Genomic DNA, 26,958 nt, shown 5'->3' with positions numbered 1-26,958 from the left:
CCTCGCAATCAAGCGGTTTCAGGGCATGTCAGCCGCGCGGCTGAAGAAGATCCCAGCGATTTCCGTATGGGTCGACAAAGACCGCGACTGAGCCGTAAACCTCATGGCGCGGCTCTTCCAGAAAGCGCACGCCGCGCGCCAGCATCGTCTCGTAGTCGCTTTGAAAATCATCGGTATTGAGGAAAAACCCGACGCGTCCGGCGGTCTGGTTGCCAATGGCAAGCCGCTGCTGTTCACCATCGGCCTCGGCAAGCAGCAGGGCGCAGCCGTCGGTGCCTTGAGGTTTCACCACCAGCCACCTTTTGCCATCACCAAGCGGCTGATCGGAGAGGCACTCAAACCCCAGAACCTCGCAATAAAACGCCTTTGCCCGATCGTAGTCATCGACAACGAGGGTGACGAGGGCGATGCGGCGATTTTCAGCAAAGGACATCAGCCAGCCTCCGTCTCGGCGTTCTTTTTGCCGCGCTTGCGAATGGCGCGCTTGACCATGCCGATATCAGCGCCGCCCGAAGCGAAGGCCAGCACGAAGTAAACCAGCATGGCGGCAAAAACGAGAGCCATGATGGTGCCGGCCCGAACGAAAATCGACGAGGCCGAAGATAGCTCGAAACTCAGCCAGGTCAGCGCATAGTGCACGAAGCCCGCCATGAGGGCGGCAGCCAGGAGCAGCCGCGGAATGCGGGTAAGCAGCGGGATATCCACCTGCCAGTGACCGCGCCACAGGAGCATGGCAAACAGCAAGGCGGCATTGACCCAGCCGGCGGTGATTTCAGCAATGGCGATGCCCGGACCGCCGAGACGTGGAAACAGCGTCAGCGCCAGCGAGACGTTCACCACCACGGAAATTGCTGCGAAAATCATCGGTGTGCGGGTGTCTTCGCGGGCGAAGAAGCCCGGAATGAAGGCCTTTATCAGCACGAAAGCCGGCAGGCCAAGACCATAGATGCCAAGGATTTGCGCAACCGTGATGGTGGCCGACGGCGAAAAGTTGCCGCGCTCATAGAGAAAACGGACAATCGGTTCCGCCATGACGAGAAGGGCAGCGGCAGCGGGCAAGGTCAGGAAGAGTACGAATTCGACCGAACGGTTCTGCAGGCTGCCCGCCTCGACCATATGGCCACCACGCAGGGCGCGCGCCAGTTCCGGCAGAAGCACGGTGGCGACAGCGATCCCGACGACACCGAGCGGTAGCTGGTAAATCCGGTCCGCATAGGCAAGCGAGGAGATCACTCCTTCGCCAGCAGAGGCGATATTGGTGTTGATGAGCAGGTTGATCTGGGTGATGCCACCGGTAATTGCCGCCGGCAGGGCAAGCACCAGAAGCCGCTGCACATTCTTCGTCAGTCGTGGCCTGCGGAAACCGATGCGCATGCCGGCATTGCGCACGGCAATCCAGACGATGGCAAGCTGCACCAGACCCGCCACCATCACCCCCCAGGAAAGGGCATAACCCACCTGCAGGGGATCATAATTCTTCCACCATGCCCAGGCGAGCACGCCGATCAGGATGATGTTGAGGAAAACCGGAGCGATAGCAGCCGCGAAATAGCGGTGCAGCGAGTTCAACATGCCACCCATCATCGCCGCCAGCGACATGCAAGCGAGATAGGGGAACATGATGGTGGCAAGGTGCACCGTGTTATCGAACTTCACCGGATCTTCGAGGAAGCCCGGCGCAATCACGGTGCGCACGATGAACGGCATCGACAATTCCATCAGAATTGTCAGCGCGAGAAGCACGGTAAACAGGACGCCGAAAACTTCCTCGGAAAAGCGCCTTGCGCCCTCCATGCCGTTCGCCTCGATTTCCTTGGCGAAGAGCGGCACGAAAGCCGAGTTGAACGCGCCTTCGGCAAAAAGCCGCCGGAAGGTGTTCGGAAAACGGAAAGCGGCATTGAAGGCATCGGCCACCGGGCCGGTGCCGACGGCGGCAGCCATCAGGGTTTCCCGGAGGAAGCCGAAGATGCGGCTGCCGAGCGTGGCGGTGCCGACGGTGGCGAACTTGCCGATCAGACTCATGGGCGCTTCAAGCCTTTGCCGTGCGCGCGGCCGGCAGTGCGGCCACGTCGGGATGGGCGATGATGCCGTTCGGCATGCGGTCGCGCAATTCATCTTCCTGTTCGCTCATCACCGCCTTCAGGCGGGTGGCGATGCTGGCCTGCCGGTTGTCGTTCGTCACCTTCTGCCCGAAGAGATCAGTCACATAGAAGGTGTCGATGACCTTTTCGCCAAAGGTGGTGATGCGGGCGGAATGAATATCGAGCGACAGATCGGCGATGACAGCCGTCATATCCGCCAGCAGGCCCGGCCGGTCGAGACACTCGACTTCGATGACGGTGAACTTGTTCGACAGCCCGTTGGAAATGATGACCGAGGGCGGAATGATGAAGGCGCTTTTTTTCTTGCGGCTCTTGGTGCGCGTCGCGATCATTTCCGGCAGGCGCTGCTTGCCCGACAGAACCTCCTCAATGAGCTTGCCGACATTATTGCCGCGCCGCGTCTCATCTTCATCGATCGGAAACTCACGGTTGATGAGGATCGTATCGAGTGCACGCCCGTCGGAGGTAGTGAAAATCTGCGCATCGGCAATGTTGGCGCCGGCCGCCGCGCAGGCCCCTGTTATGATCGACAAAAGGCGCGGATGGTCGGGTGCCAGCACGGTGATTTCCGTAATCGCGTGGAAGGAATGGGTACGCACCATGGTCGACAGTGCCTTTTCCTGCTTGTCGGCCTCGCGGATGAAGCGGGTGTGGCGCACCTGATCTTCCAGCGCCACCGTCAGCAGATAGGGCTCGTAATGCAGCTTGGTATATTTGCGCCGCGCCTTTTGGCCCCAGTCCTCGAGGGAGTCGTAAAGCGCCTGCCGGGCGATTTGCGCGCGTTCCTTGCGAGAGACTTCCGAGAAGCCGCCGGAAAGCAGCAGTTCCGTCTCGTAATACAGCGAGCGCAGCAGTTGCCCTTTCCAGCCGTTCCATACGCCGGGACCAACGGCGCGGATATCGCAGACCGTCAGGATGAGCAGCATCTTCAGCCGCTCCATGGATTGCACCTTGTCGGCGAAATCGGTGATGGTCTTGCGGTCGTGCAGATCGCGTGTCTGGGCGACCATGGACATCAGGAGATGCTGCTCGATCAGCCAGACGACGGTTTCGGTCTGCTTGCCGGTGAGGCGGAAACGCTGGCACAGCTTGCGGGCCACGCGCGCGCCGGCAATCGAGTGATCTTCCTGCCGCCCCTTGGCCACATCATGCAGCAGCACAGCGACATAAAGCGCCTCGCGCTCCTCAAGACCCGGCATCAGCTGGTTGGCCAGCGGATGGGCATCCACAGCCGTCCCCTTGTCCACCTCGGACAACACACCGACCGAGCGGATCAGGTGCTCGTCCACGGTATAGTGATGATACATGTTGAACTGCATCATCGCGACGATCTTGCCGAATTCGGGAATGAATTTGCCGAGAACGCCTGCCTCATTCATGCGTCGAAGCGTTAATGCAGGATCGCGCCGCGAGGTGAGGATCGACAGGAAAAGCCGGTTCGCCTCCTCGCTTTCGCGCAAAGTATCGTTGATGAGCGACAGTGAGCGCGTGACGACGCGCAAGGCATCCGGGTGCAGTTCGAGATTGTTGATATCGGCGATGTGGAACAGCCGGATCATATTAACCGGGTCGTTCTTGAAGACGTCAGGTTTGGCCAGCGCGATGCGCCCCCTATCCTCGACAAATTCCACCGAACCCGGAATTTTACGCACACGATGGGCGAATCGGCTGAGAACGCCGGAGAGGCCCGGCACATCCTTCGCCTGCCGGTCCTCCAGTGCGGCGCAGACGATGCGGGTGAGGTCACCCACATCCTTCGCCACGAGGAAATAATGCTTCATGAAGCGCTCGACGGCGGAAAGGCCGGGGCGCGGCTGGTAGTTCAACGCATCGGCGATCTCGCGCTGAATATCGAAAGAAAGGCGCTCTTCCGCTTTATTGGTGATGAAATGCATCTGGCAACGGACAGCCCAGAGAAAATCATCGGCCTTCTCGAACAGCCTGAGTTCGCGCCGCGACAGAACACCGAGCTTGACGAGATCGGCGGTATCGCGAACGTGGTAATAATATTTGGCGATCCAGAACAGCGTGTGCAGATCGCGCAGGCCGCCCTTGCCTTCCTTGACGTTTGGCTCCACCAGATAACGCGTGTCGCCAGCCTTGCGGTGACGCTGGTCACGCTCGGCGAGCTTGGCGGCGATGAATTCCGGGCCGGTGCCGGTGACGACTTCCGCCTCGAAGCGTTTTTCCAGATCGTCGGTCAAAGATTTCTTGCCGCAGATCGCCCGCACTTCCAGAATTGCGGTCCTGATGGTCATATCGGATTTGGACAGGCGAATGCACTCATCCACTGTGCGGGTGGCATGGCCAACCTTGAAGCCGAGATCCCAGAGCAGATAAAGAACGAACTCCACGGCCTTGTGCATGTCAGGCGTATTTTTCGCAGGCAGCAGGAACAGGAGGTCGATGTCCGATCCCGGCGCCAGTGTGCCGCGGCCGTAACCACCGACTGCCGCCACCGCGATCTGCGGGGCATCCTTCGGATAGGCATATTGGCAGGCGAGATCATAAAGCGTCTCGATCAGGCGGTCCTGAAGCCAGGAAATGCGGCGGGCGCAATCAATGCCGCTGCCATCGGCCTTCAGCAGTTCGCGGACCTTTTCCCGGCCTTCCGTGCTGGCCTTGCGGAACAGCGGCAGCAGGTCGGACCTGACATCGGCGATGCGCTTGCCATCTTCCTTAAAGATGATGTCGCAGTCGCGCTTCAGCGCCGAGACATCGAGAATTTCGGAAAAATCCAGGTCCTTGATGGCCATCTATGCCGGTATCCATGTCCTGTGGGAAATCCCACCGCTTGCGATGGGAGTGTCCTATAGCGAGTTTTAAAGGCGATGGACAGGCAGTCTCCGCATCGAACCGAAAAGTGTCAGCGGTTTTCGGAAAATTCGATGCGCAAAAAGTTCAAGCCTTGCCAAGTTCTTTCTTTAACGCATAGAGCGCGTCCAATGCCTCACGTGGCGTCATTTCGTCGGGATTGATCCCCTTTAATGATTCCTCCACTTTCGATGGTACGGCCTTGCGGGTTTCCTCGCGGCGAACGGCGATCTGGAACAGCGGCAGATCATCGATCAGCTGGCTGGCCGGGTTCTTGCGGTCGGCATCCTCCAGTTTCGTCAGCACTTCGCGAGCACGCTCCACCACCGATGCCGGCAGGCCCGCAAGCCGTGCTACCTGAATACCGTAGGAGCGATCCGCTGCACCTGGTCCGACTTCGTGCAGGAAGATAACGTCGCCTTCCCACTCCTTCACCCGCATCGTGGCATTGGAGAGGCGACCGAGTTTTTCCGACAAAACGGTCAACTCGTGGAAATGGGTGGCAAAGAGACCACGGCAACGATTGACCTCGTGCAGATGTTCGACCGCTGCCCAGGCAATCGAAAGACCGTCAAAGGTCGCAGTACCACGGCCGATCTCGTCCAGAATGACCAGCGAGCGATCCGTCGCCTGATTGAGGATGGCAGCGGTTTCCACCATCTCCACCATGAAGGTCGAACGGCCGCGCGCCAGATCGTCGGAAGCGCCGACGCGGGAAAACAGCCGGTCGACGATGCCGATATGGGCGGCTTCCGCCGGAACGAAGGAGCCGATCTGCGCGAGAATGGCGATCAGCGCATTCTGGCGCAGGAAGGTCGATTTACCGCCCATGTTCGGGCCGGTGAGCAGCCAGATTGCACCGTTCTTGCCACCATTGACGGCCGAAAGATCACAATTATTGGCGATGAAGGGTCCGGCCGATTGCCGCCGCAACGCCTGTTCGACGACCGGATGACGCCCGCCCTTGATCGCAAAGGTCATGGAGGCATCGACAATCGGGCGGCAATATGCCTGCTCGGTGGCGAGATAGGCGAGGCTTGAGGCGACGTCTATGACGGCGAGTGCGAAAGCACCTGCCTTGATCGCTTCGGCCTGCTGCACCACGGCCTCGACCATGCGGGCGAAGGCTTCCAGCTCCATGGTCAGAGCCTGCGCTGCGGCATTGGCGATGCGGCTTTCGAGATCGGCAAGCTCGGTGGTGGTGAAGCGCATGGCGCCCGCCATCGTCTGACGATGGATGAAGCGCGCCTTGGCCTCATCCGTCGCCATCATCACATCGGCGTTGCCCGCCGTCACCTCGATGAAATAACCGAGAACGTTATTGTGCTTGATCTTCAGTGACTTGATGCCAGTCTCATCGGCATATTTCAGCTGCAGACCGGCGATCACCCGGCGCGACTGGTCGCGCAGCGCCCGCACCTCGTCAAGTTCGGGATTGGCGCCGTCACGCAGGAAACCGCCGTCGCGCTTCAGAAGCGGCAGGTCGTCGGCGAGCATCGAGCCGAGCATGGCTTCCAGCCCGCCCGGCAAGGCTTTCAAATCCTTGAGAGCCGTCGCCAACTCATCCGGCAGCAACCCGCCATCGAGAATAGTCGCGATTTTTTCAGCCGAAGCCAGCCCCTGCCTGATAGCGCCGAGATCGCGCGGGCCGCCACGCTCCAGCGCAAGGCGGGATAATGCGCGCGGCATATCCGCGACATGTTTCAAGGCGTCGCGCAGGTCATCGCAGAGAGAGACGTCATCGATGAGATAGGCCACGGCATCAAGGCGGGCATTGATCTTGTCCGGGTCGGTGAGCGGTGACATCAGCCGCTCGGCCAGCATCCGGGCGCCACCGCCGGTCACCGTGCGGTTGAGGGCATGCAGCAGCGATCCATCCCTTTCGCCTGATAGCGTCTTCACCAGCTCCAGATTGGCGCGGGTGGCGGGATCGATGAAGAGGGTAGAGGCAGCACTTTCGCGTTCCGGCGCGCCGAGAGGCGGACGCTCGGCAATCTGGGTCTTTTCGACATAAGCGACGGCAGCGGCAGCGGCAGCCATTTCCACCCGCGAAAACGTGCCAAAACCATCAAGCGTCGAGACGTTGAAATAACGGGCGATCCGCCCTTCCGCCGTGGCGCTGTCGAAAAGAATGGCCGGCTGCGGCACCGCCACGCGGCCAAGAACGTCGAAGACCGGCCGCAGCTCCTCGTCATGAAACAGGCTGTCTGCAACGATCAGCTCACGTGGATCGATGCGCCAGATATCGGCGAGAAGCCGCGTCAGCGTGGTTTCCGCCAACCGGAAAACGCCGGTGGAAATATCGATCCAGGCCAGTGCAAACTGTGCCTCGGCACTGCCACGAATGCGGGCAAGCGCCATCAGATAGTTGGATTCCGTCGGCGACAGCAGCTTTTCTTCGGTCAGCGTGCCGGGCGTGACAAGCCGCACCACATCACGCTTGACCACGGATTTCGAGCCACGTTTCTTCGCCTCGGCGGGATCTTCCACCTGCTCGCAGACGGCAACGCGATAACCGCGCAGGATGAGTTTCTGGAGATAGTCGTCCGCCGCGTGGACGGGAACGCCGCACATGGGAATATCATGCCCCATATGCTGGCCACGTTTCGTCAGCGTGATGCCCAGAGAACGGGAGGCTTCAACCGCATCGTCAAAGAACAATTCGTAAAAATCGCCCATGCGGTAAAACAGCAGCGAACCCGGATTGTTCGCCTTGATCTCGATATATTGTTCCATCATCGGAGTGGCCGTCGCGCGGCTCTCCTCCGAGATCAGGGAAGCGGTTGTCAGAACGTCCGTCAATGGCCTGCCGATGTCATATCGTGTTGCGGAAAACGAGCGACGACACTAGCGGGAATGCCCGCCCCAAGACAACACGCGCAGGCCCGCTGCCCACAGGAAGATCCGGCAAAAAGCCGATCAGCCGTTGATGCGTTCGGCCTCGCCACCGTAATAGCTGATATAGCGGCCGGCGATGGATGTGACCGGCAGAACCACGAGAACATCTGTGGTGTTAAAGGCATGGTCCACCACCGCGCCGGAACCGAACATGGCGCCAAGACGCATATAGCCCTTGATCAGCGGCGGCATGGCGTTCAGCGCCTTGCGGGTGTTCAACGCCTCCGCCGGCATCAGGTCCATCTCGTGGTAAAGCTCGGGAAGCGCCGAAGCCTCCCACTCGCCCTTCGCAACGCAATTGTGGTGAAGGAAGGAGAGCGCCAGTGCATGGGTTTCCGGCTGCACGCCGGGGAAGGAGGCACAGCCGATCATGGCGTCCATGCGATGTTTCACCGCATAGGCCCAATTGCCCTGCCACAGAAGCTCGACCGTGCGCTTGGTGCGATATTCCGGCAGCACGCAGGAGCGGCCAAGCTCCATGAAGCGCTTGCCCGGATGGCGCGCAACCAGCCCGGCAATGTCGAATTCGCTGGCGGAATAAAAACCATTATTGGCGAGCGCCGTTTCCTGACGCAGCAGACGATAGGTGCCGACGATCTGATCCTCGCTGTCACCTTCGATTGCCTTATCCAGTACGAGCAGGTGGTCGCAGACACTGTCCCAGGCGTCGATGTCGCGCTTGCGCCGCATCGCCTCAGCGGGAAGGCGCGCATTCATTTCCTCAACGAAAACCTTGTAACGCACGGATTGCGCAGCATCGATCTCGCGCTCATTTCTCGCGAGCCGGGTTTCCAGCGTGCCGATACGACCGAAAAGACCCTCATTATCCTGAGCGGACTCAGGGCGTGGGGGAATGACAACATTGTTTTCACAAATGTCGTGATTGAAGATTTCGGCAACCATGGGGAATCGCTCCGCCACCAAAGAATTTTCCTGTCATAAATCACTAATTGACGACAGAATAGTGACAAAATGACGCCAGCGCGAGTCTGTCAAGCTATTATGGCGAAAGGCGTTTCGCCTCCAGCATACGACGAATTTCCTCAACCAGCTGTCTCGGGTCGGTTGGCTTGGTCAAAACCTTGGCTGCACCGGCTTTCAGCAGGATTTCAGCCGTATCGGTGCTGGCATCGCCACTGAGCACGATGACGGGAATATTTCTCTCACCCCTCAACATGCCGAGAAGTTCCGGCAGCACCTCAAGCCCCTCGCCACCCGGCATATTGAGATCCGAGATGACGAGATGCGGCAAACGGGCAGCACCCAGCTCCAACGACTGCCGCAGGGCCTGAAAATCATCGACGGCACGAACGATATAGCCGCTCTTCTCCAGGACCGCCCTGATGATGCGGGCATTGACGGCATCATCCTCGGCCACTAGAATTTCGACGCCACTTGCCCCTTCCTTCAACCGTGATGAAAAGCCCACATCGGGGTGGTTGTCGTTCAGCGCGTCGCGGCGTTCTATGCCGCGCAGGCGGCCACAGAGGACGTCGATCAGCGATTTTTCACGCAGTGGTCGGATAAGCCAGGCGTCGAAGGAGACATGCATCGTCGAAGGCCGTTCCTCCGGGCTCACCAGCAGGGTGCGGCGAACATTCTGCTGCGGCCAATCCTTCAGGGCATCCCTGAACAACAGTGAAACGCGCCGGTCGACGATGATATCGGTGAGATCGGCGCTAAGGTCAGCTGCCCCATCCTGCAGCTTTTGCAGATCTTCCGGCTGATGAATGAGAACACATTTGCCGCCAAACGCCTCTATCGCCTCCATCGTCACCGCCCCAGCCACGCCCTTGGGCGCAATCAGCAGGACATTGGTGTGTTGCAGACAACGACGCCGGCCAGGATCCGGAACTGCAACGGGGGCGCCGCCCGGGCGGAACGAAAGCGTGAAGATACTGCCCTTCCCCCTGTGGCTCGAAACCGTAAGGCTGCCGCCGAATTCCCGCACGATGCGGGCGGAAATCGCAAGACCGAGGCCCGTGCCGGCACTTCGCTGCGACATCGGCCCTGCCTGCTCGAATTCACCGAAGATACGGGCCTGTTCGCTCTCGCTCATGCCCGGACCGGTATCCTCAACTGTCACCTGCAATTCGCCCTCGACCATGCGCGCCCGGATGACAACCCCGCCTTCGCGGGTGAATTTGACAGCGTTTCCGAGAAGATTGAACAGAACCTGACGCAGTCTTGCCGGATCGAAATCGAGATAATCGGGCACGTCAGGGCTGACGAAGGAGGTGATTTCGATCCCTTTTTCGTGGGCGCGGTGCGCCAGCATCTCGACAATGCTCTCGATCAACCGCCGCAGGTTTTCCGCGCGTGGATTGAGCTTGAAGCGGCCCGCTTCCATGGTCGAATAATCCAGCAGATCCTCAACGAGCTGCACCAGCGACTGGCCGGACTGCTTCATGCCATCAAGATAGTTACGCTGCTCTTCGTTGATCTTCGTTTGTGACAGCAGATGGTTCATGCCGAGCATGCCGGAAAGCGGCAGGCGGATTTCATGGCTTACCGTGGCAAGCAGTCTTGCCTTTTCGGCATCGGCCTTTTCGGCGCGCAAACGGGCGTCTTCCCTTTCGGCAAGCGCAAGTCGCTCTTCCGTCACGTCTCTGGCGATGCTGCTGATGAGAAGACGGCTGCTGGCCAGATCGCGGGTTACCACATCGTGCCAGGAGAAGATGCGCTGTCCGAAAGGGGTGGCAATTTCCACGTCATAGGCGTGAACCTTGTCGCCTGGACGGAAGGCAATGCCGATTTCCTCGCAGCTCAACCCTTCGGGGGCCGAGCATCCCGTCATTTCACGAAAGATCCGGTTCGCTTCAACGATACGCCTATCCAGATTGCGGATGACGACGATATCACCCATGGTTTCCTGCATCTCGGCGATCAGCGAGCGGTTCTGCGTCTGCCGCAGCCGAACATCCAAATCCTCGGCCAGCGCGTCTGTATTTCGCACCGTTTTGCCAAACAGCGCGTAGAGAAGGACACCGACGAGCACGGCGCCGAAAAAGGATGCCAGGGCGACGGTGATCACATAGGGCACTGCAAGCGCAATCAGCGCAGCGGCAAATGCGCCGACCGACAACGAAATGGCAACGTACAGGGAAATCGGCCCCGAGCCGATCTCGTGTTCCGTGCCGGCATGCTGCCTTGTTGCGTCGACACGATCCTCCGGCTGCGCCGCTACAGGCGCCAGCCCAAGCCCGTCTGAAACTTTTTCTCGAAGTTTTGCCAGTTCGCTCATATGCAACCGCTACCATGGCAGCGGTTTTTATATGTTTGGTGCAAACCCTAAAATTTTACTTTTTAGCCGCCCGGGCGTGCAGAAATTCGTCAAGAATGACGCAGGCTGCACCGATGGTTATGAAACTGTCGGCGAGATTGAATACAGCGAAGGACCATGTCTGCGTGTGAAACAGGATGTAGTCGATGACGTGTCCATAAAAGAACCGGTCGAGAAGATTGCCGGCAGCACCCGCGATGATGAAGGCAAAGCCGAGATGGGCAAAGGTGCGGTCTGCCGCCGTCTTGCGCCACAGCCACAGGACGAAGACGACGATAACGAGCCGCATGCTGACGATGAACCAGCCCTGCATGTCCGATAGCATCGAAAAGGCGACGCCGAGATTATAGGTGCGGTAAAGCGCCAGAAACGGAATGACTGGCACCATTTTCTGCAATGGCAGATAGGCTTCGACCAGTTGCTTGACGATCTGGTCCAGCACCAGTGCGGCGATGATCAGCGCAAAGGCCGGGCCGAATTTCGAAAACAAAGCCGCTTTGGCCATTACTTCACCGGTGCCAGTTCGAGGAGATGGCGCCGTGCTTCGAAAAGCATCACGGCGGTTGCGATGGCGAGATTGAGGCTGTCGGCACGGCCCTGCTGGGGGATGCGCGCCAGCTGATCCGCCTTGCCAGCCAGTTCCGGCGGCAGACCGGATTGCTCGTTACCCATCAAAAGCACGACCGGCTTACCGGCATAGTCGATCTTCCGATAATCCACGGAACCCGAGAGATGGGTGGCGACGACGCTGACCTGCGCCGATTTTTTCCAGGAGAGGAATTCTTCCACCGAGGCGCGGGCCACCGGCATGGCGAAGACCGAACCCATGGTGGCGCGAACGGTTTCCAGCGAGAAGGGATCGGTGCAATCACCAACCAGAATGACACCGGAGGCGCCGGCCGCATCGGCGGTGCGGATGATGGTGCCGAGATTGCCGGGATCGCGGACTCGGTCGAGTGCGATATAGGTCTCGCCCTTTTCCGGGCGAATATCCCTGAGCGAGGCCCATTTCTGTTCGAAAATGCCGACGACCATCTGCGGATTGTCCCGGCGGGTGATCGAGGCAATGACCTTTTCGCTGACTTCGAGCACCAGCCCGCCTGACGCGACTGTCTTGACCGCCGCCTGCTCTACCAGCGGCTTGCCCTTGGCGGCCTTTGCGTAAACCAGCGTCTTGATCGTCCAGCCGAGTTCGAGGGCATCGATGACCAGCTTCAAGCCTTCCGCCATGAAGGTGCCGGTCTCTTCCCTGCCCTTTTTCTGGGTGAGCGCCTTGATATCCTTGATGATGGGATTGGCGAGGCTGGTCACTTCCTTGACCTGGCCAACCCGGCGCGTGGTATTTTCGCGCATATCTTTCATCATTTCGGCTCCCAACGGCTGAACAGCGATGTGGAAAGCACCCGGCCCGGCGTCTTGCCGTCGAGCCCGGCCTCACGAATGACGAGCTCGCCTGACGCGACGACGCCGCCGGCGCCACGCATGATTTCGCGCATCAGCTCGTGCATCGAATAAAAACTGGCCCTGATGGAATAGGCCGTCAGCACCAGGCCGAGCGCCTTGGGTGAGAGGATTTCCCGGCAGATATCCAGCATCAACGGCAGATGGTCAAACAATTGCCAGACCTCGCCATGGGTGCCGCGGCCGAATTTCGGCGGGTCGGTGAGGATGATGTCATAGGTGCTGCCACGACGCTCCTCACGCTGGATGAATTTCATCGCATCTTCGCAAATCCAGCGGATGGGCGCCTGTTCAAGCCCGGCAAGCGCCTGATTTTCCTTGGCCCAGCCAATCGCCTTCTTGGAAGCATCGACATGGGTGACTTCAGCACCGGCGGCGGCCGCAACCAGCGAGGCGACGCCGGTGTAACCGAAGAGGTTCAGCACTTTCAGAGGTCGGTCGGCCGTCTCGACGGCATGTTTCAGCCATTCCCAATGGACGATCTGCTCCGGGAAGACGCCGACGTGCCGGAAGGCCGTGAAGCGGCCCAGAAATTCAACGCCGAGCAGGGACAAGGGCCAGGTTTCGCCCAGCGCCGTCTTCGGAAAGCGCCAGCGGCCCATGCCGTCTTCATCCGTATCGCCGGTAAAAATGGCATCGGCATTCTGCCACACCCGGTCGGGGACCGACGGTTGCCACAGCGCCTGCGCCTCGGGACGGACGATGCGGTAGTCGCCATATTGTTCGAGCTTCAGGCCATTGCCGCTGTCGATCAGGTGAAAATCGCCCGCACCGCTCGATTCCAGAATGACCGGAACCTGTTCTGCGGGACGTTCCCCGGTGCGCTGCTTGAGGGGCCGTGCAGGCGCCTGCTCAACCGCCGGTACAGCAGCAACCTTCTCCTTCGGTGCAAGTTTCGGCACGCTTCGAACCGCGTCGGGTTCGCGCTTTTTCGGCGCTGCGTCGGCGTGTCGCGCCGGCTTTGCGGCATGAACCTGTTTTTTCTCGCTCCCGGCACGTGCGCGATTGCCCGGCCGGCTGTCTTTTTTCTTCAATGGAAATCTTTCCGCTTCTGCCCGCGTCTTATGGCGCAGCAAATAGCATTCCGCACGCCGCTCGACTAGAGCCGGAACGACTGTCGGCTATATCACTTTGCCGGGAGTTGGCCCGCATTCGGAAGCTGAGCGGCCGAAGTCGCCTTCTGGCGGTTCGCCTCATCGTGCCAGCGAACCGCTTCCCTGGCTTCGATACGGGCGCGTTTGCGATGTTTGCCCTGCGCGAACCATGTGGCTGCCGATCCCAGCAACACGCCAAAAATGACGGCCAGAAACAGGAACACGAAAAATGGCGCGGTGAAGGACAGAACGCCGTCATCGGGACGGAAGGGATTGAGTGCAAGCGTCACGGCCTGACGGTTGGCCACGCACAGGATGACGAGGATGATCGCCAGCGGAAGCAGGATGATGAGGTTGATGATTTTTTTCGACATCCGACATTACTCCATCGCTGCGGGGTTCCGCCGGCTCCGTTTCCGGCGTCCTGCGTCCGGGACGATCAATCGTCCTCTTCTTCGTCACCCATTCCAGGGTTAAGGCGCTCACGCAGCTCCTTGCCCGTCTTGAAGAAAGGCACCCATTTTTCCTCGACGAAAACCGATTCGCCCGTGCGCGGGTTCCGCCCCGAACGTGAAGGTCGGTTTTTCACCGAAAATGCGCCGAAACCACGAAGCTCGACACGATTTCCACCCGCCAGGGCATCGGTGATTTCATCCAGCACCGCATTGACGATGTTTTCCACGTCACGGTGATAAAGGTGCGGGTTACGCGCAGCAACGATCTGCACCAGTTCAGATTTGATCACGGTTGCCCCCTGAAAGAATTGGATTTTTAACGTGGCCCAACCTGCCAAACGGAAACAAGACCGTCAAGAAACAACTTGTCCGCACCGAGCTGGCCGGGTCCCGCAAAGGGAATTAAATCGTCATATCCCAGAAACTTCGCTATTTGCGCAACACTGAAAAACGAAAAAGGCGAACGAGACGACGGTGCGCGCCATTCGACGATCGGCAAATCCTTGGCGACGCCGTGCGTTTCGAGATAACCGCGGATTTCCTTTTCGCCACCGAGCGTATCGACCAGTTTGTTGGCAAGCGCCTGCCTGCCGGTGAAAATCGAGCCATCCGCCAGTTTCAGCACATCTTCACGCGGCAGCTTGCGACGATCGGCCACAAGGTCAACGAACCAGCCATAGCTGTCCATCACCATGGCTCGGATCATCGTCTTTGCCTCTTCAGGTGCCTCGTGGAACGGCGAAGGTTCCGCCTTCAACGGGGAGGACTTGATTTCCTGCAGCGAGACGCCGAGCTTGTCCATCAGTTGGCCCACCTGCGGATATTGAAAGATGACGCCGATCGAACCGGTGATCGAGGTTTCCCCCGCGACGATGACGTCGCCAGCCGAAGCGATCATGTAACCGGCGGAGGCGGCCAGCGTGCGGACGTCGGAAACGACCGGCTTCTTGTCCGCAACGCCGCGAATGGCCTTGAAGATACGCTCACCGCCATAGGTGGTGCCGCCCGGCGAGGAGATCGATACGATCAGCCCTTTGACATTGTCGCTCTTGGCGATCTTGTCGAGCCGTTCCAGAAGCTCCGTATTGTCCTGGATCAGACCGGAAATCTCGACGCGGGCGATATGGGGCCTGGCACTTTGCTGCGGCTCGGTCCAGAAAAACCGGTAAAGGCCGAAAATACCGACGACAAACAGCAAAACAGCGGCAATCCGCCAGAAAGTCAGCTTGCGGCGCAATTGCCTGCGATCTGCTATCGCCATATTATCCATCGAGAACCTCTGCCATCCGGCCTTTGACGCCACGTGTGCTTCACGGCCATATGGTTCTTCTAGCGCGAAGCCGCAAGGAAACAATAAGGAAACCAGAATTACGATAAAATTCGCATTTCCCTTGCACCTTTCCAGACAAAAACCATATTGGCAGGACAAAGCACTCGTGCCAAACACATTCAGATAAACATACAAGCTTCAATTGTGCGCCAAAATGGCACCCAGGAAGTTTCCGGACCCACTCTTATGCTTGAACGACTCCGCGAACCCGCGCCAGCATTTCCGCTGCCGAATGACCAGAACGGCGCTTACGAGCGCGCTCTGCGGCATTCCGCGCGCGTGAAGCGGTTGAAGATCATCCTGCCGCTCAGTGCCGCGGTGATTTCGCTCGCCTTCATCGCCGTTTCGCTCATCCGCACCTGGGCGCCAGACGAGGTTTCGCTGGAAAGCGCAAGGATCGAAGACGGCAAGATCGTGATGGAAAAGCCTGCCGTTGCCGGCCGCAACGAGAAGGGGATCGATTATTCCATGAACGCCGACCGTGCGTTGCAGGATATCGCCAATCCCAACCTGATGACGCTGGAAAAAGTTCTGGCCGCAGTGCCTGTCAATGACAGCGTCGCACAGGTGATCGCCAAGGAAGGCATTTTCGACCGGGCCACCAATACGCTGAAGATGACGGCACCTTTTGACATCAATCTCAGCAATGGCATACAAGCGAAGTTCCAGTCTGCGGATGTTGATTTGAAGGCCGGAAAAATGAGCAGCAAAGAGCCCGTTTCGATCAAAACAAACGACGGTGCCATTGTTGCGCAATCGATTGATATCGCCGATAATGGCAAGACAATTACATTTTCGGGGCAGGTACGGGCACGTATCGCTGCATCCAATATCAAAAATGAAGCCAAGTGAGAGCCCGGTCCAGATGATGCAAGTTTCCCGTCCCGTTTCCCTTGGTAGATCCGCAGGCGTTGCAGCCGCAGGTCTTGTTTTCTCCTGTCTCGCAACCGTGGCCTTCGCCCAGAGCACCACCAGCAATATGCAGGGTGTGAAGCTCTCCAGCGACCAGCCGATCGCGATTGAAAGCGACCAGCTCGAAATCCGGGATCAGGAGCGCAAGGCCTACTTCACCGGAAACGTGAAAGTTGTGCAGGGCACGACCACCCTTCAGGCCGGCAAGATGACGGTCAACTACAAGGGTGAGGGCTCCTCGCTCACCAGTGGTGACGCCAATATCGAAAAGATCTTCGTCGATAATAATGTCTATCTGACGTCCGAGACCCAGAAGGCCACGGCTGATCATGGCGAATTCGACATGGCGGCGCAGACCTTCATCCTGACGGGCAAGCAGGTCGTTCTGTCCGAGGGCACGAATGTCTTCACCGGCTGCAAGCTCACTGTCCTCATGAACTCGGGACAGGCGAAGCTCGAAAGCTGCGGCGGCCCCGTTCGGATCATGCTCGATCCGAAATCGCAGAAAAAACAGTAGTCTCCCCTCGTGAAGATACCTTCGATCTCAAAAATGTTTGGCGGTGGGCGCAACCCATCCGTGGAAGCGACCTCACAGGCCGACAAAGCCCGTTATGAGGGCACGCTGATCGCGCATGGGCTGACGAAGACCTACAATACGCGCCGGGTGGTCAACGGCGTGTCGCTCGTCGTGCGCCGCGGTGAGGCCGTGGGGCTTTTAGGTCCGAACGGCGCCGGCAAGACGACCTGTTTTTACATGATCACCGGCCTCGTACCCGTCGATAGCGGCAAGATCGCCATCAATGGCAATGATGTGACCGGCATGCCGATGTACAGGCGTGCGCGCCTCGGCGTCGGGTATCTGCCGCAGGAAGCTTCGATTTTTCGCGGGCTGACGGTCGAGGAAAACATCCGCGCCGTGCTTGAAGTCCACGAACCTGACAGCGCCAAGCGAAGCCGCAAGCTCGACGAACTGCTGGAAGAATTCCACATTGCCCAGCTGCGCAAGTCGCCGGCAGTCGCACTATCGGGCGGTGAACGCCGTCGTCTTGAGATCGCCCGCGCTCTGGCGACCGATCCGACTTTCATGCTGCTGGACGAGCCTTTTGCCGGTGTTGACCCGATTTCGGTCAGCGACATTCAGAATCTCGTCAGACACCTCACCGCACGCGGGATTGGTGTTCTCATCACCGACCACAATGTCCGCGAAACGCTCGGCCTCATCGACCGCGCCTATATCATCCATGCCGGTGAGGTTCTGACCCACGGTCGCGCGGACGATATCGTCAACAATCCGGACGTGCGCCGGCTCTATCTCGGCAATAATTTCAGCCTTTAAGCTTGCGGGCGCGAAAGATTCTTCATCGCGCCCTGCGCCGACGCTTGACCAAACAAGATAAAAAAGCAATTTTTGGGCCAAGTTTCTTTGCCTTCTCAAAATTTATGAAAACTGTGGCAATGGAGAAGCTGTAAGGGGAGTTTCGCGTCCGCCATGGCATTGTCTGCCAGCCTTTTGCTGCGTCAAAACCAGTCTCTCGTCATGACACCGCAGCTGATGCAGTCCATCCAGCTGCTTCAGATGACGCATTTCGAGCTGACGCAGTTCATCGCGCAGGAAGTGGAGCGTAATCCGCTGCTCGAAATTGCAGCAAACGACGGCGATTTGGGCGGCGACTTACCTGATAATGCGGATAATTTCAGCGATACCGACGGCGAAGCCTCGGATAATAACCCCACGATAACGGCCGACAGCGACGACTGGTACGGCGACCGCACCGCAAATCTCGGCGAACAGCTCGATACCAGCTTCGAAAATGTCTTCCCGGACGATGCCGAGCCCAGAAAGGCCGATGCGCCCGAACTGGCAAGCCAGTGGAAATCCATGCCCGGGCAGGAATCCGGCGAAAGCTATGATCTCGACGATTTCGTTGCCGCGAAACAAAGCCTTGGTGACCATCTCAATCAGCAAATGCCGCTGGCCATATCCTCCCCCGAGGACCGCATGATCGCCGATGCGCTGATCGGCCAGCTCGACGAAACCGGATATATCGCAGCGGATGCCGTCGATGATGTCGCTGAACGGCTGGGAACGGCGCCATCGGCGGTGGAGCATGTTTTAAAGACGCTTCAGGGTTTCGATCCTCCGGGCGTGTTTTCCCGTTCGTTGAGCGAATGTCTGGCAATCCAGCTCGCCCAAAGGGACCGGCTCGACCCGGCGATGCGGGCCCTGATCGATAATCTCGAGCTTTTGGCCAAACGCGACTTTGCTACCTTGAAAAAACTCTGCGGCGTCGATGAAGAGGACCTTCTCGACATGCTGGCGGAAATCCGGACGCTCAATCCGCGTCCCGGCGCGGGTTATGATTCGACCGTGTCGGAGACAATCGTCCCTGATATCATCGTTCGACCCTCTTCATCCGGCGGCTGGCTTGTGGAGATAAATCCCGACACCCTGCCGCGTGTGCTCATCAACCAGAGCTATTTCGCCGAGGTTTCGAAACATAAGGCGCGTGCAGGTGAGGACCAGGATTTCCTTTCCGAGTGCATGCAGACGGCTCACTGGCTGACCCGCAGCCTCGACCAGCGCGCCCGGACGATCATGAAGGTAGCGACCGAGATCGTGCGCCAGCAGGACGCCTTTCTCGTCAACGGCGTTGATCACCTGCGCCCGCTGAACCTCAAGACGGTGGCCGACGCCATCAAGATGCACGAATCCACCGTCAGCCGGGTGACATCGAAGAAGTACATGCTGACGCCACGCGGGCTGTTCGAGCTCAAATATTTCTTCAGCGTCTCGATCAGCGCGGTTGAAGGCGGCGACAGCCATTCGGCGGAAGCGGTACGTCATCGCATCAAGGCCATGATCGCCCAGGAGGCTGCCGAGGCGGTGCTTTCCGATGATGACATCGTCGACAATCTGAAAAAGAGCGGCGTTGATCTCGCCCGCCGCACTGTCGCCAAATATCGTGAGGCGATGAACATCCCCTCCTCCGTTCAGAGACGCCGCGAAAAGAAGGCGCTCGCGAAGTTGTCAGTCTTCTGAGCGGCGCGCCTGATCACGTTTGGAGCGCTTTTTTGCCGCACCATTGACTCTTATCACGCCAGGGGCTAGAAGCCCGCCGCACACGTAAGCAAGGTCATTTGTAACGGATTCATCTCCACCGTCCATGGGCGTAAAATTCGAATGGAGGCTTTTTAAGGTCTTCGAAACGCTTGGATGCGCGCTCGGCTTGACGTAAGCTGGTACTCGCAAATCACTACAAAAAGGAAAATTTCCATGAGTGTGCGTGTATCTGGTAAACATATGGAGATCGGCGAATCTTTCCGTCAGCGGATTGAGGACAATATAGGTCTGGCAGTTACCAAATACTTCGATGGGGGGTATTCAGGCCAGGTAACCGTGGAGAAGTCCGGATCGCGTTTTGCAGCCGACTGCAAGCTGCATCTCGATACGGGCGTTGTATTGCATGCGGCGGGTCAGGCAAATGATCCGCAGGCAAGTTTCGATGCCGCCGCAGAGCGGATCGAGAAGCGCCTGCGTCGCTACAAGCGCAAGCTGAAGGACCATCACAATGGTTCGAATGGCGTGTCGCAGGAAATCGCCTATACGGTGATGGATGCTGTTCCCGATGAGGACCATGAGGTTCCCGAGGACTACGCACCCACCATCGTCGCGGAGAGTTCGAAACAGATAAAGACAATGTCCGTTGCCAGCGCCGTGATGGCGCTCGACATGACGGACGAACCGGTTCTGCTGTTCCGCAGCCCGGGCAAGGAATATCTCAACATCGTCTACCGACGTCATGACGGCAATATTGGCTGGATCGACGCGGAAACGATCAAGAGCTGAACAGTCTGACAAGACGTGGGAGGCAGAACGCGAAAGCGTCTCTGCCTCCTGCATCGTCTCGATGGCATGAAGGAAAAAGAGAATGGCGTTGGCAGATTTGCTGCAACAAGATGCGATTATTCCCGCCCTCAAGGTGAATTCCAAAAAGCAATTGCTTCAGGAGCTGGCCGCAAAGGCAGCCAGAATTACCGGAGTCTCGGAACGGGAAGTTTTCGACGTCATCCTCCAGCGTGAAAAGCTCGGCTCCACCGGCGTCGGCCATGGCATCGCCATTCCGCACGGCAAGCTCGCCAGCATTCATCAGATCACGGGTGTCTTCGCACGCCTTGAAACGCCGGTCGATTTCGAAGCGCTGGACGACCAGCCGGTCGATCTGGTTTTCCTTTTGCTTGCGCCTGAAGGCGCTGGTGCGGATCACCTGAAGGCACTGTCTCGAATTGCGCGCGCCCTGCGCGACCCTGAACTGGTGGCCAAACTGCGTGCCACCGATTCCGACACGGCAATCTATGCTTTCCTCAATCAGGAACAGGCGACGGCGGCCTGATCCGTCACCACTGATCTCAGCTTTTCATGACAAAAAAAACGCGCCTCAAGGGCGCGTTTTTTTATTACGGGAAGGAATGCCTCAGGCATCCTTTTCATTGAGAGAGGCCGTGCCGGGCTCTGCCGATGCGGCGGTTTCCGCCTTCGGGCCACCCTTGGCAACACCCACCATGGCCGGGCGCAGGACGCGGTCACCGATGGTGAAACCGGCCTGGATAACCTGGAGCACGGTGTTGTTCGGAACTGCCGGATTGGGAATTTCGAACATGGCCTGGTGAAAGTTCGGATCGAACTTCTGGCCCTCTGCATCAATCTTCTTGACCCCATGGCGCTCGAGCGTCGACAGCATCGAGCGTTCGGTCATCTCGACGCCTTCGATCAGGCCATTGAGACCGGCTTCGCCATTGGTCTTGAGCTCATCCGGGATAGCCTCGAGCGCGCGGCGAAGGTTGTCGGAAACGGCGAGCATGTCGCGTGCAAAACCGGCCAGCGAATAGGCCTTGGCGTCCTTGACGTCGCGCTCGGTGCGGCGACGAAGATTGTCCATTTCGGCGGCAAGACGCAAGAACTTGTCGCGCAGATCGGCATTTTCTGCCTTCAGCAGCTCGACCGGATCGGGTTCGGCAGCATCAATCGGCTCTTCCCCGGCAAGTGCGGGATCGAGAAACTCTTCGGCGATGTCCGCGTCAGGTCCGGGCTTTTTCGTATCGTCGGTCATGACGTTCTCCAAATTTGAATATTGTTGGTTGCGCCCGATATCGAGCTTTGGCGGGCAAAAATCAAGGCTTGCGGCGAAAAGCTTGCCGCATTCTCTGGCCTTGCGGGCTTGCCCTATCTTTGCTTCCGGGAAAGGCGGGCCATGATCTGGGCGGTATAATCGACCATGGGAACGATACGGGCGTAATTCAGCCGCGTCGGCCCGATGACACCGACAGCACCCACGACCCGGTTGTCCTCATCGCGGTAGGGCGCAACAATGAGCGATGAACCGGACAGCGAAAAGAGCTTGTTTTCCGAGCCGATGAAAATCCTCACACCCGAGCCGCTTTCCGCAAGGTTGAGGATCTCGATCAGATTTTCCTTGCGCTCCAGATCGTCGAACAGCAGGCGCACACGATCTATGTCTTCTTCGCCGGCCAGGCCTTCCAGCAGGTTGGAACGTCCGCGAACGATGAGGCGGCCGAGCTTGCCCTCCTCATTGTCACCCGCCCAGACGGCAAGGCCACGCTCGATGAGATCCTGCGCCAGCGTGCCGAGTTCCGATTGCAGCTCCGCACGCTGCGTCTGGAACTGGCCGCGCAGTTCCTGCAGCGTCTGGCCGGAGAGATGGGCGTTGATGAAATTGGCCGCCTCGGTCAATTGCGACGAGGAAATGCCGGCCGGCAATTCGATAATGCGGTTTTCGACCTGATTATGGTCGCCCACCAGCACCGCAAGCGCCTTGGTGGGTTCCAGCCGAATGAATTCGACATGTTTGAGGATGACATCGTTCTTGGCCGTCAGCACGAGGCCGGCGCCGCGCGACATGCCCGACAGCATGCGGCTTGCTTCCGTCAGCAACCCTTCCAGCGATTGTTCGTGGCCGGCGACCGGGCCGATCTGCCGGTCGATATTCGCCCGCTCGTCGGCAGGCAGATCGCCCACCTGCATGAAGGCGTCAACAAAGAAACGCAGCCCCGTCTGGGTGGGCAGGCGTCCGGCGCTGATATGCGGCGAATAGATGAGGCCAAGTTCTTCGAGATCGCTCATGACGTTGCGCACGGAGGCCGGCGAAAGCGACATTGGCAGCAGCCGCGACAGGCTGCGCGAGCCCAGGGGTTCACCAGTGTCGAGATAGCCTTCGACGATGCGGCGGAAAATTTCCCGCGACCGTTCATCCAGCAGAGATGCCTGATCTTTTGAAAGCGGTGCTGAAAAACCCATCTCGTCCGTTCTTTGTCGCCCAAATCTACTCTGCGCCAATATAATGCGTCGCGCCGCTGCGGCAAAATGGAAATTGGCTTTGCAAAAGCCCGGAGCGCGCCTTAGAAGGCAGGAACCAACATGGAGAGTGGATCATATGCGGCCTTCAGGCAGAAAAACCGATCAGATGCGCAAGGTTTCCTTCGAGCGCAATTTCTCGAAACATGCCGAAGGCTCCTGTCTGGTCAAATTCGGCGACACGCATGTGCTCGTCACCGCTAGCCTTGAAGAAAAGACGCCGCCATGGCTGCGCAACAGCGGCAAGGGTTGGGTGACCGCCGAATACGGCATGCTGCCGCGCTCTACCAATGAGCGCATGAAGCGCGAAGCCGCCGCCGGCAAGCAGGGTGGGCGCACACAGGAAATCCAGCGCCTCATCGGCCGCTCGCTGCGCGCTGTCGTTGATCTTCAGGCGCTCGGCGAACGCCAGATCAGCATTGACTGTGACGTCATCCAGGCGGACGGCGGCACACGCACCGCCTCCATCACTGGCGCATGGATTGCCCTGCATGATTGCCTGAAGTGGATGGAAACCCGCAACATGATCAAGGTCGAGAAGGTTCTGAAAGACCATATCGCTGCGATCTCCTGCGGCATCTTCGCTAAGCAGCCGGTGATCGATCTCGATTATCTGGAAGACTCGTCCGCCGAGACCGACGCGAATTTCGTCATCACCGGCTCCGGCGGCATCGTTGAGGTGCAGGGAACGGCGGAAGGCGCACCCTTCTCCGAAGAAGAATTCCTGACGCTGCTTGGCCTTGCCAAGGCAGGCTGCAGCGAACTGGTCGCCCTTCAGAAACAGGCGATTGCCTGAGCCGACAGGAAAGCATGATGCGCAAGCTCGATACCAGGACGATCGTCGTCGCCAGCCACAACAAGGGCAAGATTGCCGAAATCGCCGATCTGATCGGACCTTTCGGCTTTTCCGCCAAATCGGCTGCCGAGCTGAATTTCGCAGAGCCGGATGAGACGGGTACCACCTTCGAGGAAAATGCCGCCATCAAGGCGCTTGCCTCCGCCAAGGCATCCGGCCTGCCAGCTTTGTCCGACGATTCCGGTCTTGTCATCGACGCACTGGATGGCGCACCGGGTGTCTACACCGCCAATTGGGCGGAAACGGCCGATGGCACGCGCGATTTCGCCATGGCAATGCAAAAGGTTGAAGATGCGCTGGCGGAACGCGGCGCATCGAAAGCCGAGGATCGCACGGGCCGCTTCGTCAGCGTATTGTGCCTTGCCTGGCCGGACGGTCATGTCGAATATTTCCGTGGCGAGGTGGAAGGCACCGTCGTGTGGCCGCCGCGCGGAACGAGCGGTTTCGGTTACGATCCGATCTTCAAACCCGAGGGTTACGACACTACATTTGGTGAGATGACGGCGGATGAAAAACATGGCTGGAAACATGGTGACGCCTTTGCGCTGTCGCACCGCGCCCGCGCCTTTAAAAAATTCGTAGAAACCTGCCTGGAGGCATGAACCCGATGGTCGGGGAGCATCATTTTTCTGCCCCCGGCGCATCGCTTCTGCCGGATACGGGCGATCCCGGTTTCGGGATCTATCTGCATTGGCCCTTCTGCGCGGCCAAATGTCCCTATTGTGATTTCAACAGCCACGTCCGCCACCGGCCGGTGGATCAGGAGCGGTTCACCGCTGCCTTTCTGCGTGAAATGGAACATATGCGGGCACTCAGCGGCCCGCGGGTGGTGACCAGCATCTTCATGGGCGGCGGCACGCCATCGCTGATGGACCCGCAGACGGTTGCCGCCATTCTGGATGGCGTTGCACGGTTCTGGCACGTGCCTGATGGTATCGAGATCACCATGGAAGCCAACCCTTCCAGCGTCGAGGCGGAACGGTTTCGCGGTTATCGCGCAGCGGGCGTCAATCGCGTCTCGCTTGGCGTGCAGGCACTGAACGACCGGGACCTGAAGTTCCTTGGCCGCCTGCATGATGTCGCCGATGCCTTAAAGGCCATCCGGCTGGCGCGGGAAATCTTTCCGCGTATGTCCTTCGATCTGATCTATGCCCGCCCGAAGCAGACGGTGGCCGAATGGGATGCCGAACTGAAGGAGGCGGTTTCCTATGCCGTCGACCATCTGTCGCTCTACCAGCTGACCATCGAAGAGGGCACGCCTTTTTATGGTCTGCACAAGGCCGGCAAACTCATCGTGCCGGATGGCGAGCATTCGGCTGTGCTTTATGAGGCGACGCAGGAAATCACCGAGCGCTACGGCATGCCGGCCTACGAGGTTTCCAATCACGCCCGCCCCGGCGCGGAAAGCCGCCATAACCTCACCTACTGGCGTTATGGCGATTATGCCGGTATCGGCCCCGGCGCGCATGGGCGCCTGACGAGGGGCGCTTCCAAACTCGCCACCGCCACCGAGCGGCACCCGGAAACCTGGCTCGAGACCGTCGAGCGGGAAGGCCATGGCATGGTCGATCAGGAAATGCTGGGCGTCGACGAACAGGCCGATGAATTGCTGCTGATGGGGCTTCGCCTGCGCGAAGGCATCGATCTGGCCCGCTGGAGCGATCTTTCCGGCCGCGACCTCGACCCGGAGAAGGAGGAATTCCTTCTGCAGCACGGTTTCGTGGAAAGGCTCGGCAATTCCCGCCTGCGCTGCACGCCTTCTGGCATGCTTATTCTGGATGCCGTGGTCGCCGATCTCGCCTGCTGACCGGCCCTCAGCCAATCAAGAATTGAGAAGAAAATAAAAAAGCGGCCCGGAGGCCGCTTTTTTTCATGCGTTGTTTTCGTTGATCAGGCGTTTCAGCAGCTCAACCTCATGGCCGAGCTTGGTGTCGCCGGAAATCAGTTCCTCGATCTTGCGCACCGCGTGAAGAACCGTGGTGTGGTCGCGACCGCCAAAACGACGACCGATCTCGGGGAAGGAGCGCGGCGTCAGCATCTTGGCCAGATACATGGCGATCTGGCGCGGCTTGACGATGACGCGGGTGCGGCGGTTGGACACCAACTCCTGTCGCGACACATTATAGTGTCTGGCGACGATGCGCTGAATATCCTCGATGCGCACGCGCTTGGCCTCACCGCTTCCGACGAGGTGCGACAGCAGCTCATCGACGCGGTCGACCGAGAGGTTCGGCTCAAAAGAGCGCCGGAACATCAGCTGGTTAAAGGCACCTTCAAGCTCGCGTCCGCTCGCCGTCACGCTTTTGGCCACGTGGGTCAGGATTTCATCCGAAATCTCGAAAGACGGATCGTCCTGACGCGCCGAACCCATACGACGGTTGAGCATTTCATACCGCATGTCGTAATCGGGACCTTCGATCTCGATCGCCATGCCGCCCTGAAGACGGGACCGCACACGCGGATCGAGCGATTCCAGCTCCCACGGTGCACGATCAGCCGCAACCACGACCTGCTTGGCGCTGTCGAGCAGCATGTTCAGCAGGTGGCAGAATTCGTGCTGGATCATCTTGCCCTGCAGGAACTGCATGTCGTCGATGACGAGCAGGTCAATATTGCGCAGCGTATCCTTCAGCGTCAGCGCATCATTGTCGCGGATCGCCGTTGCAAAACGCCACATGAAATATTCAGCCGTCAGATAGACAACACGCGGATTGCGCGGGCTGTCGATGGCGGCATTGGCAATGGCCTGCAGAAGATGCGTCTTACCGAGACCGACACCCGCATGGATGAACAGAGGGTTGAAGCGCACGGCGCCGGCACCGGCTTCGGCGATCGTCTTTGCCGCCGCAAGTGCGACACGATTGGACGAGCCTTCGACAAACGTATCGAAGGTGAAGCGCGTATCAAGCGGCGAACCGAACAACGGCCCGGAGCCGCCCTGACGCAGGGTCGCCTGCGCTGCCGCAGGCTGTGCGGCGGGCGCCGTCGCGGGCTGCGACGGAATGAAGGACTTGTTGCGCGGAGCAGCACCGACCTCAGGTGCGGGCTGCACCCGTTCGTCAGCCTGCGCCGGGCGAACCGGACGGCTGGCCGAGCGGACAAGAATCTCCACCTTCAACACATCCGGATCCTCGCTCTGAACGAGGTTGGTGATCAGATCCATATAACGGTTGTTGATCCACGACTTCAGAAAGGTCGTCGGAACGGTAAAGCGGACGACGCTTTTCGAAACGGTATGGAGTTTGAGCCGTGCAAACCAGCTTGCATAGACTTCCGGACCAACCTGTGCCTTGAGCCGCGCGCTAAAACGCTCAAACAGCGCATCGTGCTTCATTGCCGATTTGTCCCCTGCCGCATCAGAGCAAGCTGCATCACATGCCTTC

The 26,958-nt window shown here is 59.0% G+C and carries 24 protein-coding genes; 9 read left to right on the top strand and 15 right to left on the bottom strand.

Annotation, left to right across the window (positions count from 1 at the left end):
* Positions 1-28: 28 nt before the first annotated feature.
* The 12 genes from PL640_RS01455 to sppA form a co-directional block, all read right to left on the bottom strand.
* Entirely contained in the window at positions 29-433 is a 405-nt protein-coding gene (locus PL640_RS01455; protein WP_271360603.1) for a VOC family protein, read from the bottom strand.
* Positions 433-2,022: a murein biosynthesis integral membrane protein MurJ gene (gene murJ / locus PL640_RS01450; RefSeq protein ID WP_225245102.1), complete on the bottom strand. Its 1,590-nt coding sequence runs from the start codon at positions 2,020-2,022 to the stop codon at positions 433-435. Before murJ ends, PL640_RS01455 begins: the two co-directional genes overlap by 1 nt.
* A 7-nt stretch (positions 2,023-2,029) precedes the next feature.
* A complete protein-coding gene (locus tag PL640_RS01445) occupies positions 2,030-4,858 on the bottom strand; it encodes a [protein-PII] uridylyltransferase (RefSeq protein ID WP_271360602.1) in 2,829 nt (942 codons plus the stop codon).
* A 145-nt stretch (positions 4,859-5,003) separates the two neighbouring features.
* Positions 5,004-7,655, bottom strand: a complete 2,652-nt coding sequence (mutS, locus tag PL640_RS01440; protein WP_271361429.1) for a DNA mismatch repair protein MutS — start codon at positions 7,653-7,655, stop codon at positions 5,004-5,006.
* Positions 7,656-7,835: 180 nt separating this feature from the next.
* Complete coding sequence (locus tag PL640_RS01435) at positions 7,836-8,717, bottom strand: GNAT family N-acetyltransferase (protein ID WP_142841277.1); 882 nt, start codon at positions 8,715-8,717, stop codon at positions 7,836-7,838.
* 97 nt (positions 8,718-8,814) lie between these two features.
* The gene (locus PL640_RS01430) at positions 8,815-11,058 is read right to left on the bottom strand and encodes a hybrid sensor histidine kinase/response regulator (RefSeq protein WP_271360601.1); all 2,244 of its coding nucleotides are present in this window, start codon (positions 11,056-11,058) and stop codon (positions 8,815-8,817) included.
* Between the two features lie 55 nt (positions 11,059-11,113).
* The gene (lspA, locus tag PL640_RS01425; RefSeq protein ID WP_271360600.1) at positions 11,114-11,602 is read right to left on the bottom strand and encodes a signal peptidase II; all 489 of its coding nucleotides are present in this window, start codon (positions 11,600-11,602) and stop codon (positions 11,114-11,116) included.
* Positions 11,602-12,462: a TrmH family RNA methyltransferase gene (locus PL640_RS01420; protein WP_046799328.1), complete on the bottom strand. Its 861-nt coding sequence runs from the start codon at positions 12,460-12,462 to the stop codon at positions 11,602-11,604. Before PL640_RS01420 ends, lspA begins: the two co-directional genes overlap by 1 nt.
* Complete coding sequence (locus PL640_RS01415; RefSeq protein ID WP_271360599.1) at positions 12,459-13,592, bottom strand: class I SAM-dependent methyltransferase; 1,134 nt, start codon at positions 13,590-13,592, stop codon at positions 12,459-12,461. The genes PL640_RS01420 and PL640_RS01415 overlap by 4 nt, the downstream gene beginning before the upstream one ends.
* A 92-nt stretch (positions 13,593-13,684) precedes the next feature.
* Positions 13,685-14,026, bottom strand: a complete 342-nt coding sequence (locus PL640_RS01410; RefSeq protein WP_142840913.1) for a LapA family protein — start codon at positions 14,024-14,026, stop codon at positions 13,685-13,687.
* A gap of 65 nt (positions 14,027-14,091) precedes the next feature.
* Complete coding sequence (locus PL640_RS01405; RefSeq protein ID WP_225245141.1) at positions 14,092-14,421, bottom strand: integration host factor subunit beta; 330 nt, start codon at positions 14,419-14,421, stop codon at positions 14,092-14,094.
* Positions 14,422-14,423: 2 nt separating this feature from the next.
* Positions 14,424-15,377 (bottom strand): signal peptide peptidase SppA, encoded by a 954-nt coding sequence (gene sppA / locus PL640_RS01400; protein WP_269700168.1) that lies wholly within the window; start codon positions 15,375-15,377, stop codon positions 14,424-14,426.
* Positions 15,378-15,623: 246 nt separating this feature from the next.
* Between sppA and lptC the strand changes: the two genes are divergently transcribed.
* The 6 genes from lptC (at position 15,624) to ptsN (ending at position 20,740) form a co-directional block, all read left to right on the top strand.
* Entirely contained in the window at positions 15,624-16,289 is a 666-nt protein-coding gene (gene lptC, locus PL640_RS01395) for an LPS export ABC transporter periplasmic protein LptC (protein ID WP_046799323.1), read from the top strand.
* 13 nt (positions 16,290-16,302) lie between these two features.
* Entirely contained in the window at positions 16,303-16,866 is a 564-nt protein-coding gene (locus tag PL640_RS01390) for an LptA/OstA family protein (RefSeq protein ID WP_046799322.1), read from the top strand.
* Between the two features lie 33 nt (positions 16,867-16,899).
* Positions 16,900-17,685, top strand: a complete 786-nt coding sequence (gene lptB / locus PL640_RS01385; protein ID WP_161991301.1) for an LPS export ABC transporter ATP-binding protein — start codon at positions 16,900-16,902, stop codon at positions 17,683-17,685.
* A gap of 153 nt (positions 17,686-17,838) precedes the next feature.
* Positions 17,839-19,389 (top strand): RNA polymerase factor sigma-54, encoded by a 1,551-nt coding sequence (gene rpoN, locus PL640_RS01380; RefSeq protein WP_271360598.1) that lies wholly within the window; start codon positions 17,839-17,841, stop codon positions 19,387-19,389.
* Positions 19,390-19,623: 234 nt separating this feature from the next.
* Positions 19,624-20,196: a ribosome hibernation-promoting factor, HPF/YfiA family gene (hpf, locus tag PL640_RS01375; RefSeq protein WP_046799319.1), complete on the top strand. Its 573-nt coding sequence runs from the start codon at positions 19,624-19,626 to the stop codon at positions 20,194-20,196.
* An 82-nt stretch (positions 20,197-20,278) separates the two neighbouring features.
* Positions 20,279-20,740, top strand: coding sequence for a PTS IIA-like nitrogen regulatory protein PtsN (gene ptsN, locus PL640_RS01370; protein WP_046799318.1), 462 nt, complete (start codon positions 20,279-20,281; stop codon positions 20,738-20,740).
* Between the two features lie 81 nt (positions 20,741-20,821).
* Here ptsN and grpE read toward each other — a convergent pair whose 3' ends face one another.
* Both grpE and hrcA read right to left on the bottom strand, forming a co-directional pair.
* Positions 20,822-21,457: a nucleotide exchange factor GrpE gene (grpE, locus tag PL640_RS01365; protein WP_271360597.1), complete on the bottom strand. Its 636-nt coding sequence runs from the start codon at positions 21,455-21,457 to the stop codon at positions 20,822-20,824.
* A 113-nt stretch (positions 21,458-21,570) separates the two neighbouring features.
* Positions 21,571-22,662, bottom strand: coding sequence for a heat-inducible transcriptional repressor HrcA (gene hrcA, locus PL640_RS01360; RefSeq protein WP_142840909.1), 1,092 nt, complete (start codon positions 22,660-22,662; stop codon positions 21,571-21,573).
* A gap of 136 nt (positions 22,663-22,798) precedes the next feature.
* Between hrcA and rph the strand changes: the two genes are divergently transcribed.
* The 3 genes from rph to hemW are packed head-to-tail and all read left to right on the top strand — an operon-like array spanning position 22,799 to position 25,382.
* The gene (gene rph, locus PL640_RS01355; protein ID WP_142840908.1) at positions 22,799-23,515 is read left to right on the top strand and encodes a ribonuclease PH; all 717 of its coding nucleotides are present in this window, start codon (positions 22,799-22,801) and stop codon (positions 23,513-23,515) included.
* Positions 23,516-23,532: 17 nt separating this feature from the next.
* A complete protein-coding gene (gene rdgB, locus PL640_RS01350; RefSeq protein ID WP_271360596.1) occupies positions 23,533-24,177 on the top strand; it encodes an RdgB/HAM1 family non-canonical purine NTP pyrophosphatase in 645 nt (214 codons plus the stop codon).
* A 5-nt stretch (positions 24,178-24,182) separates the two neighbouring features.
* A complete protein-coding gene (gene hemW, locus PL640_RS01345; RefSeq protein WP_046799451.1) occupies positions 24,183-25,382 on the top strand; it encodes a radical SAM family heme chaperone HemW in 1,200 nt (399 codons plus the stop codon).
* A gap of 63 nt (positions 25,383-25,445) precedes the next feature.
* Here hemW and dnaA read toward each other — a convergent pair whose 3' ends face one another.
* The gene (dnaA, locus tag PL640_RS01340) at positions 25,446-26,909 is read right to left on the bottom strand and encodes a chromosomal replication initiator protein DnaA (protein ID WP_237681390.1); all 1,464 of its coding nucleotides are present in this window, start codon (positions 26,907-26,909) and stop codon (positions 25,446-25,448) included.
* Positions 26,910-26,958 lie beyond the last annotated feature (49 nt).

Source organism: Agrobacterium sp. ST15.16.024 (assembly GCF_027956545.1).
Lineage (GTDB): Bacteria > Pseudomonadota > Alphaproteobacteria > Rhizobiales > Rhizobiaceae > Agrobacterium > Agrobacterium cucumeris.
The sequence above is the reverse complement of the archived record's forward strand: the minus strand, read 5'-3'. Positions and strand labels throughout refer to the sequence as shown.

Coding starts and splice junctions, on each gene's coding strand:
- PL640_RS01455 (WP_271360603.1), bottom strand. CDS start 433: ATGTCCTTTGCTGAAAATCGCCGCATCGCCCTCGTCACCCTCGTTGTC.
- murJ (WP_225245102.1), bottom strand. CDS start 2,022: ATGAGTCTGATCGGCAAGTTCGCCACCGTCGGCACCGCCACGCTCGGC.
- PL640_RS01445 (WP_271360602.1), bottom strand. CDS start 4,858: ATGGCCATCAAGGACCTGGATTTTTCCGAAATTCTCGATGTCTCGGCG.
- mutS (WP_271361429.1), bottom strand. CDS start 7,655: ATGATGGAACAATATATCGAGATCAAGGCGAACAATCCGGGTTCGCTG.
- PL640_RS01435 (WP_142841277.1), bottom strand. CDS start 8,717: ATGGTTGCCGAAATCTTCAATCACGACATTTGTGAAAACAATGTTGTC.
- PL640_RS01430 (WP_271360601.1), bottom strand. CDS start 11,058: ATGAGCGAACTGGCAAAACTTCGAGAAAAAGTTTCAGACGGGCTTGGG.
- lspA (WP_271360600.1), bottom strand. CDS start 11,602: ATGGCCAAAGCGGCTTTGTTTTCGAAATTCGGCCCGGCCTTTGCGCTG.
- PL640_RS01420 (WP_046799328.1), bottom strand. CDS start 12,462: ATGATGAAAGATATGCGCGAAAATACCACGCGCCGGGTTGGCCAGGTC.
- PL640_RS01410 (WP_142840913.1), bottom strand. CDS start 14,026: ATGTCGAAAAAAATCATCAACCTCATCATCCTGCTTCCGCTGGCGATC.
- sppA (WP_269700168.1), bottom strand. CDS start 15,377: ATGGATAATATGGCGATAGCAGATCGCAGGCAATTGCGCCGCAAGCTG.
- lptC (WP_046799323.1), top strand. CDS start 15,624: ATGCTTGAACGACTCCGCGAACCCGCGCCAGCATTTCCGCTGCCGAAT.
- PL640_RS01390 (WP_046799322.1), top strand. CDS start 16,303: ATGATGCAAGTTTCCCGTCCCGTTTCCCTTGGTAGATCCGCAGGCGTT.
- lptB (WP_161991301.1), top strand. CDS start 16,900: ATGTTTGGCGGTGGGCGCAACCCATCCGTGGAAGCGACCTCACAGGCC.
- rpoN (WP_271360598.1), top strand. CDS start 17,839: ATGGCATTGTCTGCCAGCCTTTTGCTGCGTCAAAACCAGTCTCTCGTC.
- hpf (WP_046799319.1), top strand. CDS start 19,624: ATGAGTGTGCGTGTATCTGGTAAACATATGGAGATCGGCGAATCTTTC.
- ptsN (WP_046799318.1), top strand. CDS start 20,279: ATGGCGTTGGCAGATTTGCTGCAACAAGATGCGATTATTCCCGCCCTC.
- grpE (WP_271360597.1), bottom strand. CDS start 21,457: ATGACCGACGATACGAAAAAGCCCGGACCTGACGCGGACATCGCCGAA.
- hrcA (WP_142840909.1), bottom strand. CDS start 22,662: ATGGGTTTTTCAGCACCGCTTTCAAAAGATCAGGCATCTCTGCTGGAT.
- rph (WP_142840908.1), top strand. CDS start 22,799: ATGCGGCCTTCAGGCAGAAAAACCGATCAGATGCGCAAGGTTTCCTTC.
- rdgB (WP_271360596.1), top strand. CDS start 23,533: ATGCGCAAGCTCGATACCAGGACGATCGTCGTCGCCAGCCACAACAAG.
- hemW (WP_046799451.1), top strand. CDS start 24,183: ATGGTCGGGGAGCATCATTTTTCTGCCCCCGGCGCATCGCTTCTGCCG.
- dnaA (WP_237681390.1), bottom strand. CDS start 26,909: ATGAAGCACGATGCGCTGTTTGAGCGTTTTAGCGCGCGGCTCAAGGCA.